The sequence below is a fragment of the Mitsuokella apri genome, assembly GCF_051886055.1.
GTDB lineage: Bacteria > Bacillota > Negativicutes > Selenomonadales > Selenomonadaceae > Mitsuokella.
Genome location: NZ_JBJEXT010000039.1, coordinates 119250 through 138124 on the forward strand (window position 1 = coordinate 119250; position 18875 = coordinate 138124).

The window sequence follows — 18875 nt, forward strand, 5'->3', positions numbered from 1 at the left end:
CCACCTTTTAAAAAAGATGATAGAGCTGCGTCAGCGGCAGTTTTTCCGCTGGTTTGCTCGTAATTTTCTGGCCGTCTACACGGACCTCGTAAGTCTCGGGATTGACCGTGATCTGCGGGGTCTTGTCGTTGAAGTACATATCCTTTTTCATGATGTCGCGGCAGTGCGAAACGGGACGGACGAGTTTCTGCAGGCCGAGTTTTTCCTTGATGCCGTCTTCCATGGCTGCCTTGGAAACAAAGGTGATGCAGGTATCGTGGCGGGCTCCGGCGGCTGCGCCGAACATATGACGGTAGAAAACGGGCTCCGGCGTCGGGATGGAGGCATTGGGGTCGCCCATCTTGGCGGCAATGATGAAGCCGCCTTTGATGATGATATCCGGACGGACGCCAAAGAACGCAGGATTCCAGAGCACGAGATCCGCGAGTTTTCCCCCTTCAATCGAGCCGACTTCTGCGGTAAGGCCGTGCGTGATGGCCGGATTAATCGTGTATTTCGAGAGATAGCGCAGGATGCGGAAGTTGTCGTTATCGCCCTTTTCTTCGGGCAGGCGGCCGCGCTCTTTTTTCATTTTATCGGCCGTCTGCCAGGTCCGCACGATGACTTCGCCGACGCGGCCCATGGCCTGAGAATCCGAACTCATCATGGAGAAGATGCCCATGTCATGCAGGACGTCTTCGGCGGCGATGGTCTCAGGACGGATGCGCGAGTCGGCAAAGGCCACGTCTTCGGGGATGCGGCTGTCGAGATGGTGGCAGACCATCAGCATGTCAAGATGCTCATCGAGCGTGTTCTTCGTAAACGGCATGGTCGGATTGGTCGACGAAGGCAGGATGTTTTCGTAACCGGCCGCGCGGATGATATCGGGGGCATGGCCGCCGCCGGCACCTTCCGTGTGGTAGGTGTGAATGGTACGTCCGCCAATCGCCGCCAAGGTATCTTCGACGCAGCCCGCTTCATTTAACGTATCGGTATGAATCGCCGTCTGCACGTCGTAAGCATCTGAAACGCGCAGGCAGGCATCGATGACGGCCGGTGTCGCGCCCCAGTCCTCATGAATCTTCAGGCCCATGGCTCCTGCCTTGACCTGCTCGACAAGCGGAGCAATGCTCGAGCAGTTGCCCTTGCCGAGGAAGCCGAGATTCATCGGATAGGCATCGGCAGCGCGCAGCATCTCGCGCAGGTTCCATGGCCCCGGCGTGCAGGTCGTGGCGTTTGTGCCGTCGGCAGGGCCTGTGCCGCCGCCAATCATCGTCGTGATGCCGCTGTAAAGCGCCGTGTCAATCTGCTGCGGGCTGATGAAGTGGATATGCGTATCAAGGCCGCCGGCCGTGACGATGAGACCTTCGGCTGCCAGTGCTTCCGTAGAGGCACCGACCGTAAGGCCGGGCGTGACACCCTCCATGATGTCCGGATTGCCGGCCTTGCCGATACCGACGATGCGGCCGTCCTTGACGCCGATATCGGCTTTGACGATTCCCTGCACGGGGTCCATCACAATAGCATTCGTGATGACAAGGTCGAGAGCACCATTTTCACTGGTGATCTCGGAGGCCTGTCCCATGCCGTCACGCAGCGTCTTGCCGCCGCCAAATTTGATTTCATCGCCGTAGCTCGTGTAGTCCTTCTCGATTTCGAGCAGCAGGTCCGTGTCAGCAAGGCGCACCTTGTCGCCTGTCGTCGGCCCGTACATCAAGGCGTATTTTTCCCGACTGATTTTTTGACTCATTTTGCTGCCTCCTTATCGTTTGTCTCCATCAAAAAGCCGCGTTCTCTGGCGCGGCGCAGGGCAGCTTCTTTATCCAGTTCCCCCGCAGGTCCCATGGTCAGGGCGTTGAAGCCAAGGCAGCGCCGACGCCCGCGCAGTTCGACGAGCTCGACTGTTTTCTGCTCACCCGGTTCAAAGCGGACGGAGGTGCCTGACGGAATATCGAGACGCATGCCAAAAGCTTTGGCGCGGTCAAATTTCAGGCAGCGGTTGACTTCAAAAAAATGATAATGGGCACCGACCTGCACAGGACGGTCGCCGACGTTCGTCACGACGAGTTTGAGGCTTTCGCGCCCTTCGTTCAGGGTAATATCTCCTTTTTGGAGAAGCATTTCTCCCGGTATCATATGCTGGCCTTCTTTCGTATTTTTACTGAATCGGTTCGTGGACCGTCACGAGTTTTGTGCCATCGGGGAACGTCGCCTCAATCTGTACGGAGCCGACCATCTCGGGGACGCCTTCCATGACGTCTGCGCGCGTCAAGAGCTGGCGTCCGGCTGACATGAGCTCCGTGACAGAATGGCCGTCACGGGCCATTTCCATGAGTTCCATACTGATGTAGGCCACGGCTTCCGGATAGTTGAGCTTGAGGCCGCGTCCTTTTCGTTCTTCCGCGAGTTTGCCCGCGTAGTGGAGCATGAGTTTTTCCATATCCTGAGGTGCTAAGCGCATAGTTTATGCCTTCCTCTCTTCTATATAATGCGTTCTGTGCCTGCTGACAAATTGCTCAGGATGCCAGCATGTACTGCTGAATTTCTTCTTTGTCGGCGTCGCTGGAATTTACGTGCAGGACGATCTGTCCTTTATCCATGACGTAGCATTCATCGGCCAAGTCCAGGGCAAAGTCGAGGTACTGTTCAACGAGCAGGATGGAAAGACCGGTCTCCTTGTTGATGGTACGGATGGCATGGCCGATTTCCTGAATGATGGAAGGCTGGATGCCTTCTGTCGGCTCATCGAGCAAAAGAAGCTTCGGATGGGCGATGAGCGCGCGGGCAATGGCGAGCTGCTGCTGCTGACCGCCGGAGAGGTCGCCGCCTTTGCGCGGCAGGAATTTCTCGACAATCGGGAACAGGCGGAAAAGTTCCGAGGGGTCCTGTTTTTTGCCGCCGCAGACTTCAAGGCCGAGGCGCAGATTTTCGGCCACGGTCATCTGCGGGAAAATGTCGCGGCCCTGCGGCACATAGCCAATGCCCATGCGGGCGCGCTCATACGGTGGTTTTTTCTGAAGCTCCTGACCGGCAAGCTCGATGCTGCCCTTAGGCGTTTTGACCAGCCCCATGATGCTCTTTAAAGTTGTCGTCTTACCCACGCCGTTGCGGCCGACAAGGGCGATGATCTTGCCGTCGGGGATGGCAAGGTTTATGTCGTGCAGGACCTCGCTTTCTCCGTAGCAGGCCGTCAGTCCGTTGATATTAAGCATGTTTTTCTTCACCTCGTCCCAGATAAACTTCCTGTACCTTGGCATTTTTCATGACACTTTCGGCGGAACCTTCCGTGAGGATGGCTCCTTCGTGCATGACCGTCACGCCGTCTGCGATGCTCTTGACGAAATTCATATCGTGCTCGACGACGGCCACGGCACAGCGGTCCTTGATTTCTTCAAGGATGCGGGCCGTTTTTTCCGTCTCGGCCTGTCCCATGCCGGCGACAGGTTCATCGAGCAGCAGGAGCTTCGGCTCTTCAACGAGCAGCATCGCAATCTCGAGCCACTGTTTTTCGCCGTGGGAAAGGAATTTTGCGCGTTCCTTGCTCTTTTTGTCGAGGCCGACAAGGTGCAGGACATCGTAGATCTTGCGCGTATCGAGGTAGCGCTTGCGCATCATCAGAGAGCCGAAGACGCTCTTGTCGCGGTTGATGGCAATGCGCATATTGTCGTAGACACTGAGGTTGACGAATGTCGATGGCACCTGGAATTTGCGGCAGATGCCTTTTTTGACAATCTCGAATTCCTTGAGTTTCAGGATATTGCCGACGCCGGCATAATCGACTTCACCGGCTGAAGGCTTCGTCTTGCCGCAGATAACGTCGAGAAGCGTTGTCTTGCCGGCGCCGTTCGGGCCGATGAAGAAATGGATTTCATGCGGGGCAATGGAAGTCGTCACATCATTGACGGCCTTGAAGCCGTCGAATTCGACGGAGATATGTTTGAGATTCAGCAAAGCTTCATTTGAGGCAGAAGCGGCCGAAGATCTTGGTATCATGAGGCAATCCCCTTTCTCTTATTGGCAGACTTGCTGCGAAGACCAAATGGGAGATGAACGGTCGGCAGGTAAGGCTGTGCTTTTTCGTAAAGCGATTCAACCACGCCGACAAGTCCTTTCGGCATGAAGAGGACGACGAGCACGAAGAGCAGGCCGATGAAGTAGAGCCACATATCGGGGACCGTCTCACTGACGCCCGTTTTCATGGCGTTGACGAGCAGGGCACCGATGACCGCGCCAATCAGCGTGCCGCGGCCGCCGACGGCGACCCAGATGACCATCTCGACGGAAAAGGCGATGTCGAGTTCCTTCGGGGAGATCATGCCGGCAAAGAGTACATAGACGGCACCGGCAATGCCCGTGATAATAGCCGAAATGCAGTAGATGAACGTCTTATAACGGCTGGAATCGTAGCCCGTGAAGTACGTGCGGTTCTCACCATCGCGGATGGCGATGAGGATTTTGCCGAGGCTGCGGCTCATGAGCCACGTGCAGAAGACGTACGTCAGGAAAAGCAGCGCGACGGCAAAATAATAGAAGGAAACGAGATTCATCGGGTTCTGCAGCTGGATGCCTAAGAATGTCGTGAAGCCCGTGATGCCGTTGCTGCCGCCGGTATAAGCCTGCATGCCGACGAAAATTGTCACGAACGCCCAGGCAAGTGCCTGCGAAAGGATGGAGAAATAAACACCCTTGATGCGGTTTTTGAAGGTCGAGAAGCCGACGAGCAAGGCCAAAAGCAGCGGCAGGACCACGACGGCGATGAGCGCGAATGGCGCGGAAGCAAAGGGCTTCCAAAAGGCCGGCAGCTGCGTCAGGCCGCCTGTTACCATGAATTCCGGCAGGGAACTGCCGCTCGCGACAAGTTTTAAGTGCATCGCCATGGCATAAGCACCGAGGCCAAAGAATACACCGTGGCCGAGGCTCAGGATACCCGTATAGCCCCAGATGAGATCGATGCCGAGAGCCACAATGGCGTAGCAGATGAACTTGCCGAGCAGCGTGAGGCGGAACAGCGTCAGCACGAATGGCATAGTCAGGAGAACGAGAATTAAGGCGAGAAAGACGAGATTCTTCTTTTCCCGCAGCCAAAATTTAATACCCAAAATGCGGACCTCCTTTCTTGGCCGTCTCAGTCGTCAAGAGCGCGGCTGCGCAGGGCGAAGAGCCCCTGCGGCTTTTTCTGCAGGAAGAGGATGACGAGAAACAGCACCGCAGCCTTGGCGATGGAAGCCGTGCTGCCGAATTCGAAGACCGTTCCTGCCACGCCGATGATCAAAGCGCCCGAGATGCAGCCGATGAGTTTGCCGACGCCGCCGAGTACGACGACCATGAACGTGTCGACGATGTAATTCTGCCCGAGCGTCGGGCCGATGGAGCCGAGCAGCGTCAGGGCGCAGCCGGCGATGCCGGCAAGGCCGCTGCCGAGGGCAAACGTCAGGCAGTCAATGCGCTTCGAGCGGATGCCGAGGCACTGTGCCATATCGCGGTTCTGGATGCAGGCACGCATCTTGCGGCCAAAATCCGTATGATAGAGGAAAGCCCAAACTGCCACGAGGCAGGCGAGGACCATGGCCATGATGAACAGGCGCTTGTAGGACATCGAAACGCCGAGCAGCGTGATGCTGCCGCTCAGGAAAGCGGGAGCCACGACATTGACGTTCGGTGCGCCGAAAATGCTGCGCGCCAGCTGCTGCAGGATGAGGCTGACGCCCCAAGTGGCGAGCAGGCTGTCTGTCGGCCGGCCGTAGAGCCTGCGGACGACGATGAGCTCTAAAAGCATGCCCAAAATAGCGGCTGTGATAAACGATAAGATGATGGAAACGAAGAAATAGCCGTCGCCGAGTATCGGCATCAGGATGCCCTGTGCGACATACGTCGTATAAGCACCGACCATGATGAATTCACCATGTGCCATATTGATGATGCCCATGAGGCCAAAGGTGATGGCCAGTCCCAAGGCTGCTAAGAGCAGGATAGAGGATAGGCTCAGGCCATTGAATAGTATGGTTAAAATGTCCATAAGAACCTCCGGATCAATGCAAATCTTAAGGAAAGAGAAATGCCAGTCACGCGATGAATTCGTTTTCTGAATCAATCCGGACTGGCATGAATCATTTTTTCAGATACGGATTATTTTGCGTCTGCACTCAGACCCTGTGCCCAGCTGTACGATTTGAGGAACGGGTCTGGCTTAATCGGGTCCGTGGCGAAGACTTCATCGATGAGGCCGTTGGCGTTGACCTTGCCGATGCGCACGTATTTGTAAAGGTGCTGATTGTCGCCATCGATCTTGACCGTGCCTTCCGGTGCGTCGAAGCTGATGCCGCCGGCCGCTGCGCGTACCTTGTCGACATCAAAGCTGCCGGCTTTTTCGACGGCTGCTTTCCAGAGGTAAACAGCGTCGTAGGCGGCTTCAATCGGGTCATCCGTTACGCGGTCATCGCCATAGGCTTTTTTGTAAGCGGCGACGAATTTTTCATTGGCCGGAGTCTTGGTCGTCTGGTAGTAGTCCCACGAGACGAGGTCGCCTTCGATGTTCTGTGCACCGATGCCCTTGATTTCTTCCTCAGCAATCGAGAACGACATGACCGGGCATTCCTGCGCCGTGATGCCGGCATCCTTAAGCTGTTTGAAGAACGCGACGTTCGAGTCGCCGTTCAGCGTGTTGACAATGACATCCGGTTTTGCCGCTTTGATCTTGCTGATGATCGTAGCGTAGTCCGTATAGCCCATCGGCGTGTATTCCTCACCGACGACCTCGCCGCCTTCTGCTGCAAGCTGAGCCTTGATGATGCGGTTTGCCGTCTGCGGGAAGACGTAGTCACTGCCGACGAGGAACATCTTTTTCTTGCCATTCTTCAAGAGATACTCAATGGCAGGAACAATCTGCTGGTTTGGAGCGGCGCCCATGTACATGATGTTTTTGGACTGCTCCATGCCCTCATACTGCGTCGGATACCAGAGAAGACCGTTACTGCCCTCCACGACAGGTTTGACGGCTTTGCGTGAAGCGCTGGTCCAGCAGCCGAAGATGGTTGCGACTTTATCATTCATGAGGAGTTTCTTGGCTTTCTCCGAGAAAATCTGCGGGTCGGAAGCACCGTCTTCCTCTACGATTTCAATCTTTTTGCCGAGCACGCCGCCTTGGTCATTGATTTCCTGAATGGCGAGTTTCTCAGCATCGCGGACGGAAGTCTCACTGATGGCCATCGTGCCGCTCAGGGAGTGAAGAAGTCCGACTTTTACGGTATCACCGGAAGAAGAACCCGTGCTGCCGCTCATGGCACTGTCGCTGCCGCAGCCTGATAGCATCAGGCTCGAGGCGAGGAAGGAGATGCCCAGTAGTTTTTTCCACATTCTCATACGCTTACACTTCACTTTCTCACTGTCTTAAAAGGCTTGGAACTGTATCTCTAGAGAAAATCAATGCTTCAACAAAATGGGAGAATAAAAAAGCAGCTCACATACTGCGCGCCTGCGCAATATCGTGAGCTGCCTTGCTCTGCTGTTCTGTTGAATATGGTGCTAGTATAACACTGATGTTTGTACCGTGTCAACTGTCTATTGTATGTATACAATAGACAAAACGAAATAATATACTAATAAAACGAATAATTTAGATATCGAAGAAGAAAACGACGAGATGCTGATGATGATTTTCCCGCTAAGAATATACAGACAGCAAGAGCGGATGCCAGCGTATTTTGGTATAATAAAAGAAATCAGACACAGATGGTTTACTGCGGCCCGGCAATAGGCAGCAGGCTCTTTGTGCAGAAAGCAAGGGATGTATTTATGATTTTTTGGGATATTATCGAGCATACGATGCTGCCGCTGTTCTTTCTGGTAGGCGTGGGGTATTTTCTCGATAAGAAGTTTCATATGGACATCAAGACGATGTCGAAGATGATTTTCTACCTCATTGTGCCATCTTTTCTGTTCACGAATATTTATACGACAGAGTTTCCCGCGGCGAGCTTCCATATGGTCGGCAGCCTGGTGCTCTTTATGTTCCTTTCGTTTTTGCTCGCGACGGTGGTCGGCAAAATTCGCCATTACGACCAGAGGATGATGTCATCCTGCCGCAATGCCCTGATGTTCAACAACACCGGCAATCTTGGCATCGCGGTCATTCTGCTGATTTTCTCACATTCGCCTTTTGTCGTGGACGGGCAGACGCCTTATCTGCAGGAAGCGATGACCGTGCAGATCATTTTCTTTGTGTCGCAGAGTGTCCTCTTAAATACGCTTGGCCTTTATCAGGGGGCACGCGGGCATTATACGCCGCTCGATGCCCTGCGCGTCATTTTGCATATGCCGATTATTTATGCCTTTCTCGCGGCGCTGCTTTGCCGTTGGGGAGGCGTGGACGCCAAGTCGTTTTTCCTCTGGCCGGTGCTTGAAATGGCCGGCAAATGCCTGCTGCCGGTCGCGATGGTCAGCATCGGCGCGCAGCTCTCGCAGACCAAAATCGAATGGTTCAACCGTGAAGTCGAGATTGTCTGCCTCATGAAGCTCTTTGTGATGCCGGCAGTCGGCCTCCTGATGATTTTTGCTGCCAACCGCTTCCTGCCGGGGCTGTTCACACCGATCTCGGCACTGGTCTTCCTGATTTACTGCAGCATCCCGACTGCCGTCAACACCTCGCTTTACGCCATCGAATTCAACAACCATCCCGACTACGCGACCCAATGCGTACTCAATACAACCGTACTGAGCTGTATCTCGATTACCGTATTCACGGCAGTTGGCAAGGCCTTGTTCTTGGGTTGAACATAATTTTGCTATAATAATTTTAGAAGCGAGTCAGCGAGGTGATAGGATGCGAGGAAAATACGATATTTTAGTTGAAAACCGCCGTATGCAATATAAATTCACGATTCGACGCAATATAACAGTTCTTCGCGGAAACAGTGCAACGGGAAAGACGACTCTGATCGAAATGATTCAGGAATTCAACGATAATGGGCCGGAGAGCGGTATTTCTCTGGTTTGTGAGCGTGATTGTGTCGTTTTATCGGGACGATATTGGCAAAATGAGCTTGATGCCATAAATGACAGCATCGTTTTTATTGACGAAGGCAGCCGCTTTGTTTTATCGGAAGAATTTGCCCAGAAAATCAAGCGCACGAATAATTATTATGTCATTGTTACAAGAAACCGCCTGGACAACATACCGTATAGCGTTAATGAAATTTACGGCATTCGGAATCCCGGTAAATACGGAACGCTGCAAAAGACTTACCATGAACTGTATCGGCTCTATGAGGATGATTATGCACATTTGCCGCTGTCGCCTGTGGAATTAATAGTAGAAGACTCAAATTCCGGCTATCAATTCTTTCATGCTTGCTGCGATGACAAAATGATTGACTGTATTTCGGCAAATGGAAAATCAAATATTTTTCTACTGGCAAAACAGAATATGCAAAAAGAGCTGCTCATTATTGCAGATGGCGCTGCCTTTGGCCCGGAAATGAATCGCATAGATTCTTTGATGAAGGTGACCCCGCATATTCATCTGTACCTGCCTGAATCCTTTGAATGGCTGCTGCTGATTTCAGGAATAATCGACAAAAAGGCTGTTGCAGAAATTCTGGCAAATCCTGTTGATTATATAGAAAGTAAGGATTTTTTTAGCTGGGAGCAGTTTTTTACCGATGTATTGATTCAGGCTGCTGCCGACACGATATGGCATTATCAGAAAAGAAATCTTAATCCGGTATATCTGCATACTGGCAATAAAGATAAGATACTGCATGCAGCAGCGCCTGTGTTGGATTTTCTGAAGGGTGAATAATTCATGTTAAAGATATTTTTCGGCGATATGCCAAAAGCAATTTTTAATACAGCCGTATATTTTAAAAACGTGTATGCAGATGAATGGATTACGGATGCTTTTGACCGGGAGATGATTCTCGATGTAGATCAATCAGTAGTCCTGGATTCCGGCGTGATTGATAGTCCTGTCATGGGAAAAATTCCACCGGAACGCTTATCCGGCGGTGTTAAGACCTTGATGCTTGTCTATAATATGCCCGAGCAGGTGTTCAATGTTTCGACATGCGGTGATAACTGTGCAAAATGGCTTTTAAAAATGACCGAGCATGCAGATCGAACTGTGAATTTGCACCATATCATGGATTTTGGCAAAGAGCCATTTTCCATTTATATCATGAATACGCAGCAGATTGTTCATTCGATGGAAGAACTCGTGCCAATCGCCGGCGAGTTTGTTTGACCAAAAAGAAAGAGGGATGTTTTATGCGATTAGCTTTATTGGGAACAGGCAAGATTGTCCGGGAGGTTCTGGATGCGGTAAAGGACCTCAGCCAAATCGAGCTCAAGGTCATTTGGGCAAGGGAGCACAGCAGGGATAAGGCCGCAGCCCTGGCTGAAAAATACGGGATTCCGGCAGTCAGCACGGATTATGAAGAGCTGCTTGCGCGGGATGATATTGACTTTATTTATGTTGGCCTGATCAACAGCGTGCATTATGCCTATGCGAAAAAGGCGCTGCTGGCAGGAAAACACGTCATTTTGGAAAAACCGTTCTGTCCGACGGAAAAGGAGACGACGGAGCTCATTGCGCTGGCAAAAGAGAAGCATCTGTTCCTGTTTGAGGCAGTATCCTTCCTTCACATGCCGAATTTCCATTTCCTGCAGCAGCATCTAAAGGACGTTGGCAAAATCAAGCTCGTACAGGCCAACTATTCGCAGTATTCGAGCCGTTATGACGCCTATCGCAAAGGTATCGTGCTGCCGGCCTTTGACCCTGAGGTCTATGGCGGCGCGCTCTATGATATCAATTTCTACAATATTACTTTGGCCACGAATTTGTTCGGAGCCCCGACTGACTTTGACTACACGCCAAATATCGGCTTCAACGGCGTCGATACATCCGGCATCATGAAGCTGCAGTATCCGGATTTTCAGGCTGTCTGCATCGGTGCCAAGGATTCGGAGAGCCCCTGCTTCTTTATCGTGCAGGGCGAGGATGGCTGGCTCGCAGTCAAAGGCGGGCCGAACCGCATGGATACCATCGTTCTGAAGCAGCACGGACAAATGGAAAAAACCGTCACGCTCAACGGCAGTACGCCGCGTCTTGCACATGAATTTGCTGCCTTTGACCGCTTCTGGCACGAAGGGCGCTATGAAGAAGCCTATGAAAAATTGGCAGCAACACAGCAGGTCATGCATATTTTGGAGCAGAGCCGCTGCCGGATGCTGAAAAATAAATAAACTCAAGAGATTACAGAAAGAAGGGAGCCGATTTTAATGGATGACAAAAAGACAGAAGAACTCAAAAAGCAGGCTGCCATTCTGCAGGAACGGGAAAAACGCATGATTGCCGAAGAGCGGCGGGCTCATAAGGCAAAGGCCCGCACGGCTGATGCATGGAAAAGTGTCACACGGGCCAAGGCCTACCGCGACCGCGTCGCCATGGAAAAAAGTCAGTCCGGCAAGCCTGTGTCGGAAGAACGCCCGCAAACTAGTCAGCATGACAGCAGTGCACCGCAGGTTCCGAGCAAAAAGAAAGGCTCCCTGCTCGACCGCATCATGGGCGACTGACCGCGGCTGACAAATGATATCAACAAAAAGAGGGAAAAAGTCCAGCGCTGGACTTTTTCAGGCAAAATAAAAGGCAGCCGTAATTTTTGCGGCTGTCTTTTATGATAGGGAAGTATATCAAGTATTATCGGTTAATCGAAGTAATGCTCGGACAGGTCGACGAGGCCATCTTCCAGCAGGTTCTGAAACTCTGCCGAGGAGATATTTTCAGCCGTGATGGAGAAATGATAACCGTCTCTCTGCCATTCAGCTGCATAGCCCTTCGGGTCTGTGCTCATGACGGTCGGCAGTTCTGCAACAGCGACTTGCGTATGATCGATGTTTTGTTGTTTCCAATTTACACCGTTTATACCGCTTAAATGTGTCATGCTTGTTTTCGTAGTACGTACACGCAGTCTCGTCTGAGTCTCGCCATCACGTACATAGCTGAGGTCTACTGTATCATTGCCAATGACCGAAATATAATCAACATGGTAGCCGGAAATCTTCGGCAGATAAAGCGGTGTGATGCCGGCGGCCTTAGCGGCATCCTGTACCGTATTGTACGTTACAATGGGATTTGGAATCTGTTCAGCGGCATTGACCGTCGCAGTCATGCCCGTCGTCATCAGGCCGGCTGCAGCAAAAGCACCTGCGGCAATATACATTTTCAACTTCATCATTCATTTCTCCAAATGGCTGTAATGTTCGTCCATGTCTTTTACTGAAGAACATCTTATACCAATTAATTGCTTTTGTCAATATTTTTGTGGTGGACAGTATCAGGCTATGGCAATTTTTCTGAAAGGGCTATGCAGCATCGCGACGATGTGATACAGCAGCTGGACTCATAATCTATTTGCCCAGTAATCAGGCCAATACGCAAGCATTTGATACTAGCTCAAGCAAAAAATCGTTCTTGCCGCGCTTCCCTTCTTCGTATATCATGTAAGTATGAAATGATTATCCATTACGAAAAAATACTGACTCATGAAGGAGGAATCATCATGAACGCATTACAGCAGCTCAACAACTTTATTGCATCCAAAAAAGATCTTGGACTTCTCGTCTTCCGCATTCTCATCGGTCTGGCCTTTATCTGGCACGGCGTGCCGAAAATCCTCAGCGGTCCTGAGGGATGGACGGCGCTGGGCTCGATGATGGGGGCTCTCGGCATTCACCTGTTCCCGACGTTCTTCGGACTTGTCTCGGGCCTGACGGAGACGTTTGGCGGACTCTTCATCCTGCTCGGCCTGCTCTATCGTCCGATGTCGGCCTTGCTTTTCGCCAATCTCATGATGGGCACGGCAATTGTCTACGCGATGGGCGCTCCGATTCTTGAGGTAACGCGTCCTCTCGAAGAAGGCATCTTCTACCTTGGCACGCTCTTTGCCGGTCCGGGCCGCTACAGCCTCGACTACATGCTCGGCGCGGAACGCGACGAGTCGGAGCTCGACTAAAATCTTCATATATATAAGATACTTTTGGCATCCTGGTGCTTGTCACATCGGGATGCCAAAATTTTTTATTTTTTTTGATGTAATAAAAGTGTTGACAATATGTACCTGCTCTGGTATAGTATGACTTGTAAGACGTAATCGCGAACATTACATAAAGAAAAAACAAAGATTGATTGGAAGGGAAAAGCCCTTCGGAAGGAGAAACATATTATGAAAATCGCAGTTGTAGCAGCAAACGGCCGTGTCGCACAGAATGTCATCAAAGAGGCCCTGAATCGCGGCCATGAGGTTGTCGCTTTTGGCCGTCATGACGAAAATAACACGCAGGCCAAGAATTATATCAAAAAAGATGTCTTCGCTCTGACGAAGGAAGATCTGCAGGGCTTTGACGTTGTTGTCGATGCAGTCGGCACGTGGACGCTCGAGACGCTGTATATCGTACCGAGAGCTGCCATTTACCTCGCAGACCTGTTGAAGGGCACAAAGACGCGCCTCGTCGTTGTCGGCGGTGCAGGCAGCCTTTACACGAACAAAGAGCATACTTCCACGGTAGAGCTCGCTCCGAATTTCCCGGATGCCTTCAAGGGTGTCAGCGCCGCACATGGTCTGGCTCTTGCTGAACTTCGTGCCACGGAAGATGTCAACTGGACGTACATCTCCCCAGCTGCTGATTTCCAGGCAGATGGCGACCGCACGGGCAAATACATCCTTGCCGGCGAAGAGTTCACGCTCAACAGCAAGAATGAGTCCATCATCTCGTATGCCGACTACGCCATTGCTATGGTCGATGAAATTGAGAGCGGCAAGCATGTAAAACAGCGCATCTCCGTTGTCCGCGCTTAAGCCCGCCAAATCCCCTTATGCATAATCCCCAAAAGACTGCCGTTTCCCCGCGGCAGTTTTTGCATGTCTAAAAAGAGAAAGGATGTTAGCGATGGATACCGTATATTATCTCAAGATGCTGGTCAAAGATTTTCATTCCGTCGTTATGGCGACGCTGAATGACGAAGGACGCCCCGAGACTCGCGTCATCGACCTGATGCTCTATGATGAACAGGGCCTTTATTTCCTGACAGCCAAGGGCAAGAATTTTTATCATCAGCTGCAGGAGCAGGGATATATCAGCCTGTCCGGTACGCGCGACAAGCGGGCTGTGCGTTTCGATGGCTTTGTACGCAATATCGGACAGGAGAAACTCGCGGAAATTTTTATTGAAAATCCGTACATGGCAAAGATCTATCCGGAGAATACACGTCAGGCTCTCGAAGTGTTCCAGATTTATCAAGGGACAGGGGAGTATTTCGATATCAGCAATCCGTCGCACATCGAGCGGGATGACTTTATCCTCGGCGACGCAGAGACACACGCATGCGGCTATCGGGTCAATGAAGATGCCTGCATTGGCTGCCAAAAGTGCCTGTCCGTCTGTCCACAGCACTGCATTTCAATTCGTCCGAATGGCAAGGCTGTTATCGACCGTCATCATTGCCTGAGCTGCGGACGCTGCGCAGAAATCTGCCCCGTACAGGCCATAACCAAAAGTATATAATAGAAGAAATGGAATCGTGGAGGAAAATCATGTTTGGTTTTGATACCGTACTTTGCTACAAAAAAAATAATAGATCGTATGAAGAGCAGCTTACTTTGCTCAAAGAAAAAATACAAAAAGCCGATGCCGTCCTGATTGGCGCCGGCGCGGGGCTTTCGACGGCTGCGGGGCTGACGTATGGCGGTGAACGCTTCCGGAAATATTTCTTTGACTTTGCCGAGAAATTCGGCATCACGGATATGTACACGGGTGGCTTTTATCCGTTCCCAAGCCCTGAATTTTATTGGGGCTGGTGGAGCCGTCAGATTTATTTCAACCGCTACATCGACGCACCGTCTTCGGTCTATCCGGATCTTCTGAAGCTCGTCAGAGACAAGGATTATTTCGTGCTGACGACGAATGTCGACCATCAGTTCCAGAGAAGCGGCTTTGACAAGAAGCGCCTTTTCTACACGCAGGGCGATTACGGCCTGCTGCAGAGTGTGCAGCCCGAGGTGCAGAAGTCCTACGACAATCAGGAAATTGTCGAAAAGATGCTCGCGGCGCAGGGCTTTGTCAAAAATGAACAGGGCATCTACGAGGTGCCGGCTTCCGGAAAACTCAACATGACAATCCCTAAAGAACTCATCCCCAAATGCCCCGATGATGGCCGCGATATGATGGTCAGCGTGCGCAGCGATGACCGTTTTGTTGAAGATGAGGGCTGGCATGAGGCACAAATGCGTTATCATACATTCTTGGAGCAGCATGAGGATGATCATATCCTTTATCTCGAGCTCGGTGTCGGCATGAATACGCCCGTCATCATCAAGTATCCGTTCTGGTATTATACGGAAGAAAATCCAAAAGCTTTTTATGTCTCCATCAACAAGGGATGGGCAGCCTGCAGTAAAAAAATACAGGACCGCAGCCTCTGCATGGAGCAGGATATCGGAAAGGTCCTGAAAGATTTGCTGAACGAAAAGAAGGTCTGAACATGACGCAGGAAGAAAGAAGAATCTGGCTTATCAAGGCCCTGCAGAAGGAAATGCCGGAATACGCAGGGTACCGCATCCCCGAAGACGCAGAAGGACAGTGGCTGCTTCTGCGCGCCTTGTTCAATGTCCGCATGCCGGCACCGCTTACGGCTGAATTTGCGGCCATCGAAGGGGCTTTTCTTGAACAGATGACACGCGAAAAGGGCATTGTCGAAGTGACGGACATCCCGGCGAGTGTGCTTAATGCGCGGCTGTTTGTCTGGCAGGGCGATATTACGCGCCTGCATGCCGATGCCATCGTCAACGCGGCCAACAGCCAGATGCTCGGCTGCTTCCGTCCGAATCACAACTGCATTGACAACATCGAGCAGACTATGGCCGGCGCAGAGATGCGTTATGAACTCTATCAGATCATGAAGAAGCAGGGCCATGAAGAGCCGACGGGGCAGGCCAAAATCACCAAAGGCTATCATCTGCCGGCTCGCTATGTCCTGCATACCGTCGGCCCCATTGTGCAGGGCGCTTTGACGGAACAGCATAAAAAGCTGCTGGCCTCCTGCTATACCGCCTGCCTCGACCTCGCTGCAGAATATGGCCTCACAAATATTGTCTTCTGCTGCATCTCGACGGGCGTATTCTCGTTCCCGCAGCGGGACGCTGCCGAAATTGCCGTTCGGACGGTCCGCAATTGGCTGGACAAGCATCCGGGCGCAGCGCTGCAGCGCGTGATTTTCGACGTCTTTAAAGACAGTGACCGCGATATTTACGAAAATATCTTGGGCCGTCCCGAATGATAAAAGCATGTTTCTGAGATAGACCTAAACTTGCACAGGCAGGAAAAAGGCAGGGCGAGACGAAATCTTTATGAGAATACAGGAATATTCTTAGAGACAGAATGGAGCCTTATTTATGAAGATTTTCGTTGATGCCGATGCCTGCCCAGTCGTCAGGCAGATTGAAACAATAGCCGAGAAATACAAAGTCCCCGTCACGCTGCTCTGCGATACGAATCACATCCTGACTTCCAATTACAGTGAAGTCAAAATCATCGGGGCAGGAGCCGATGCCGTGGACCTCGCGCTCATCAACCTCTGCCACAAAGGCGATATCGTCGTAACGCAGGATTACGGCGTTGCGGCCATGGCACTTGGCAAACACGCCTATGCCGTGCATCAAAACGGCTGGCAGTACACGAATGAAAATATCGACCGGCTGCTGATGGAACGCCATCTGGCAAAAAAGGCGCGGCGTGCCTCGAAGAAGAATCATCTGAAAGGACCTCGAAAACGCACATCCGAAGATGATGAGCATTTCTGCCAAAGATTTGGGCACTTACTGCAGCATATTTTACAGCTTCAGAAAGATGCGGAGTGAATCTGTTCAACCCAAATGAGGCTCTGACATTTCATTTGTCAGAGCCTCATTTGGGTTCGCATTTTTCTTTTTGTGACTGTCTGCGATAAGCAGATGGCGTGAGGGAAAGTTCCTTTTGGAAGAAGCGGTAAAAGGCTGACAGACTGCCAAAGCCTACGGCATAGGCGATGTCGATGATTTTTTTATCCGTGGCGGTCAGCAAGTGCTTTGCTTCCTGCAGACGCAGTTTATCCATATAGGCCTTGGGCGTCATGCCGTAGACATCGCGGAAAACGTCCGTGAGACGCCGGCCGGTGACGCCGACTTCGCCGAGTTCATGATAGAGGGCCGACTGTTCGCGGTAAAAGGCTTCGATTTTCTGTTTGACGTCTTCGGCCAGCTGCTTCATGGGCTCGTAGTCGAGCAAATCGCTGCGGCAGCGCTTGCAGGGGCGAAAACCGGCTTTGCGGGCTTCTTCAGAAGTCGCAAAGAAGCAGACATTTTCCCGTTTCGGGGCTTTTGATTTACAGGATGGCCGGCAATAGATGCCAGTCGTCTTGACACCGTAGAAAAACACGCCGTCATAACTTGCGTCGTTGTGCAGCACAGCCTGCCACATTTCTTCATCCGTCATGCTCTCAAGTGCCCGAATATCGAAAGCGCCGCTATGGACCTTTGCGGCAAAGTCCTGAATATAGTCGGCCTTTTTGTATGTCATGCCGATGGACTGCAGCTCTTCGCGGCTCAGGGATAAGATGCTCTCGGAGTCGATGGTTCCGAGCTTTGCGGACAGCCGCTGCCAGAGCGTGGCCTGTGCGGCCGTGGAAATCTGCTGACCAATGATATGATGGACAACAGACGAGAATATATCATCGTCTACCCGACGCTTTATGGGCCCAATCGCTTCTATGGCCGCTGCCAGTTTTTTGTCTCGCGACTTTAGATAGTCGAGTTCCTTTTCTGGTATGTAAAACATAGAAGAATATAGTTAATATCGATTTTAACCATATTAGCAGGAGAGTTACATACCTCTCCTTTCTCAAACTTCTACAGATTTACTCATCGCCGTCAACATCAGTATTCCGATATCTCAATTAAAGAGGGAATCGCAGGGACTGACTCTGACGATATTTCATTGGCGCTAACCCACACCAATATTTGTATTTCTGTGTTAATGAATATACGTTTGTACCAAAGAAGGACGGAGCAGATACAGCAGATTCAGCACGGCGTTGGCATCGCGATTATTTTGGTAGCCGCATTCGTAGCAAATGTACTGATCATGACGCGTGCCGTGTTTCTGATTGCCATGCAGCGTAATCCTTTCCTCGCCAGTCTTTACATGACCGCAGGCCGCACAGCGCTGCGTAGAGGGATATGACTGGTCTGCAAGAACCAGTTTTCTGTCATACCATGTTGCTTTGTACTGCATCTGCCGTTTGAATTCGCCGAACAGAGACCGATGGACGCCTTTTGAGGCAATGCCCATTTTCATGCCCTTGACATTCAAGTTCTCAATGGCAATTTCGTCATAGGCTTTGACGAGATGCGTCGTGTATTTTGACAAGATATCGTGCTGGATGTTGCGGACTTTAGTATACGCACGCTGAAGCTTGGTTCTCGCTTTCTCGTAGCGCTTGCTTTGCGTCCCTTTCACCATGCCATTCACGACTCTTTTTTTCGCCAGTACACGGCTATAATGGGCAATCTTCTCATATTGGCGTTTTAGTCGGTCGGGTAGGATGATTTCCCTGCCTTCCAGACTGTCAAAATGCGCGACATTGACATCGACGGCGTTGACTTTTCCCGTTTTAGGCAGCGGCTCTATCTCTTCCTGATAAGTCAAGGCGGCATAATATTTGCCTTTTTCCTTAAAGAAAGAACAGGTCTGCACTTCCGTCATCCTGAGTTTTTCAGAAGCGACGACATCCTGCCACCAGCCGAGATGATTTTCTTTCAAATAATGATGAAGCATCCTTGGCTTGTCAAAACGGATTTTGCCATCGACAA

General features: G+C 51.4%; 22 protein-coding genes. 11 read left to right on the plus strand and 11 right to left on the minus strand.

The window, feature by feature from the left end:
* Positions 1–7: 7 nt before the first annotated feature.
* The 8 genes from ureB (ACI4OH_RS05835) to urtA form a co-directional block, all read right to left on the minus strand.
* Positions 8–1729: an urease subunit beta gene (ureB, locus tag ACI4OH_RS05835; RefSeq protein WP_439784382.1), complete on the minus strand. Its 1722-nt coding sequence runs from the start codon at positions 1727–1729 to the stop codon at positions 8–10.
* A complete protein-coding gene (ureB, locus tag ACI4OH_RS05840; protein WP_439784383.1) occupies positions 1726–2115 on the minus strand; it encodes an urease subunit beta in 390 nt (129 codons plus the stop codon). Before ureB (ACI4OH_RS05840) ends, ureB (ACI4OH_RS05835) begins: the two co-directional genes overlap by 4 nt.
* A gap of 22 nt (positions 2116–2137) precedes the next feature.
* Positions 2138–2440: an urease subunit gamma gene (gene ureA, locus ACI4OH_RS05845; protein WP_432646332.1), complete on the minus strand. Its 303-nt coding sequence runs from the start codon at positions 2438–2440 to the stop codon at positions 2138–2140.
* 55 nt (positions 2441–2495) lie between these two features.
* Complete coding sequence (urtE, locus tag ACI4OH_RS05850; RefSeq protein ID WP_439784384.1) at positions 2496–3191, minus strand: urea ABC transporter ATP-binding subunit UrtE; 696 nt, start codon at positions 3189–3191, stop codon at positions 2496–2498.
* On the minus strand, positions 3184–3972 hold the full coding sequence (urtD, locus tag ACI4OH_RS05855; RefSeq protein WP_432646334.1) for an urea ABC transporter ATP-binding protein UrtD: 789 nt from the start codon (positions 3970–3972) through the stop codon (positions 3184–3186). The genes urtE and urtD overlap by 8 nt, the downstream gene beginning before the upstream one ends.
* A complete protein-coding gene (gene urtC, locus ACI4OH_RS05860; RefSeq protein WP_439784385.1) occupies positions 3969–5078 on the minus strand; it encodes an urea ABC transporter permease subunit UrtC in 1110 nt (369 codons plus the stop codon). Before urtC ends, urtD begins: the two co-directional genes overlap by 4 nt.
* A gap of 26 nt (positions 5079–5104) precedes the next feature.
* Positions 5105–5995 (minus strand): urea ABC transporter permease subunit UrtB, encoded by an 891-nt coding sequence (gene urtB, locus ACI4OH_RS05865; RefSeq protein WP_439784386.1) that lies wholly within the window; start codon positions 5993–5995, stop codon positions 5105–5107.
* 110 nt (positions 5996–6105) lie between these two features.
* Entirely contained in the window at positions 6106–7338 is a 1233-nt protein-coding gene (urtA, locus tag ACI4OH_RS05870; RefSeq protein ID WP_432646337.1) for an urea ABC transporter substrate-binding protein, read from the minus strand.
* Positions 7339–7770: 432 nt separating this feature from the next.
* Between urtA and ACI4OH_RS05875 the strand changes: the two genes are divergently transcribed.
* Genes ACI4OH_RS05875 through ACI4OH_RS05895 form a run of 5 tightly spaced genes read left to right on the plus strand, consistent with a single transcriptional unit; the run spans position 7771 to position 11547 of the window.
* Positions 7771–8748: an AEC family transporter gene (locus ACI4OH_RS05875; RefSeq protein ID WP_439784387.1), complete on the plus strand. Its 978-nt coding sequence runs from the start codon at positions 7771–7773 to the stop codon at positions 8746–8748.
* A gap of 49 nt (positions 8749–8797) precedes the next feature.
* Positions 8798–9775 carry a hypothetical protein gene (locus ACI4OH_RS05880; protein ID WP_439784388.1) on the plus strand — a complete coding sequence of 326 codons (978 nt, stop codon included), beginning with the start codon at positions 8798–8800 and terminating at the stop codon, positions 9773–9775.
* Positions 9776–9778: 3 nt separating this feature from the next.
* Complete coding sequence (locus ACI4OH_RS05885) at positions 9779–10216, plus strand: DUF4869 domain-containing protein (protein ID WP_435721716.1); 438 nt, start codon at positions 9779–9781, stop codon at positions 10214–10216.
* 23 nt (positions 10217–10239) lie between these two features.
* Entirely contained in the window at positions 10240–11217 is a 978-nt protein-coding gene (locus ACI4OH_RS05890; RefSeq protein ID WP_435721715.1) for a Gfo/Idh/MocA family protein, read from the plus strand.
* A gap of 36 nt (positions 11218–11253) precedes the next feature.
* Positions 11254–11547, plus strand: coding sequence for a hypothetical protein (locus ACI4OH_RS05895; RefSeq protein WP_435721714.1), 294 nt, complete (start codon positions 11254–11256; stop codon positions 11545–11547).
* Between the two features lie 131 nt (positions 11548–11678).
* Here the strand turns inward: ACI4OH_RS05895 and ACI4OH_RS05900 are convergent, their stop codons facing one another.
* Positions 11679–12209 carry a hypothetical protein gene (locus ACI4OH_RS05900; RefSeq protein ID WP_435721713.1) on the minus strand — a complete coding sequence of 177 codons (531 nt, stop codon included), beginning with the start codon at positions 12207–12209 and terminating at the stop codon, positions 11679–11681.
* 324 nt (positions 12210–12533) lie between these two features.
* Between ACI4OH_RS05900 and ACI4OH_RS05905 the strand changes: the two genes are divergently transcribed.
* The 6 genes from ACI4OH_RS05905 (at position 12534) to ACI4OH_RS05930 (ending at position 16886) form a co-directional block, all read left to right on the plus strand.
* Complete coding sequence (locus ACI4OH_RS05905) at positions 12534–12986, plus strand: DoxX family protein (RefSeq protein WP_435721712.1); 453 nt, start codon at positions 12534–12536, stop codon at positions 12984–12986.
* 210 nt (positions 12987–13196) lie between these two features.
* Positions 13197–13829, plus strand: coding sequence for an NAD(P)-dependent oxidoreductase (locus tag ACI4OH_RS05910; RefSeq protein WP_435721711.1), 633 nt, complete (start codon positions 13197–13199; stop codon positions 13827–13829).
* 91 nt (positions 13830–13920) lie between these two features.
* Positions 13921–14535 (plus strand): 4Fe-4S dicluster-binding protein, encoded by a 615-nt coding sequence (locus ACI4OH_RS05915; RefSeq protein ID WP_435721710.1) that lies wholly within the window; start codon positions 13921–13923, stop codon positions 14533–14535.
* A gap of 29 nt (positions 14536–14564) precedes the next feature.
* Positions 14565–15509, plus strand: a complete 945-nt coding sequence (locus ACI4OH_RS05920; RefSeq protein ID WP_435721709.1) for an SIR2 family NAD-dependent protein deacylase — start codon at positions 14565–14567, stop codon at positions 15507–15509.
* Positions 15510–15511: 2 nt separating this feature from the next.
* Complete coding sequence (locus ACI4OH_RS05925; protein ID WP_432648343.1) at positions 15512–16306, plus strand: protein-ADP-ribose hydrolase; 795 nt, start codon at positions 15512–15514, stop codon at positions 16304–16306.
* A gap of 115 nt (positions 16307–16421) precedes the next feature.
* Entirely contained in the window at positions 16422–16886 is a 465-nt protein-coding gene (locus tag ACI4OH_RS05930; RefSeq protein WP_435721708.1) for a YaiI/YqxD family protein, read from the plus strand.
* A gap of 46 nt (positions 16887–16932) precedes the next feature.
* Here ACI4OH_RS05930 and ACI4OH_RS05935 read toward each other — a convergent pair whose 3' ends face one another.
* A complete protein-coding gene (locus tag ACI4OH_RS05935) occupies positions 16933–17841 on the minus strand; it encodes an Ada metal-binding domain-containing protein (RefSeq protein ID WP_435721707.1) in 909 nt (302 codons plus the stop codon).
* A gap of 195 nt (positions 17842–18036) precedes the next feature.
* Positions 18037–18875 (minus strand): RNA-guided endonuclease InsQ/TnpB family protein (locus ACI4OH_RS05940; RefSeq protein ID WP_439784389.1); only part of this gene is annotated, 839 nt, incomplete at its 5' end.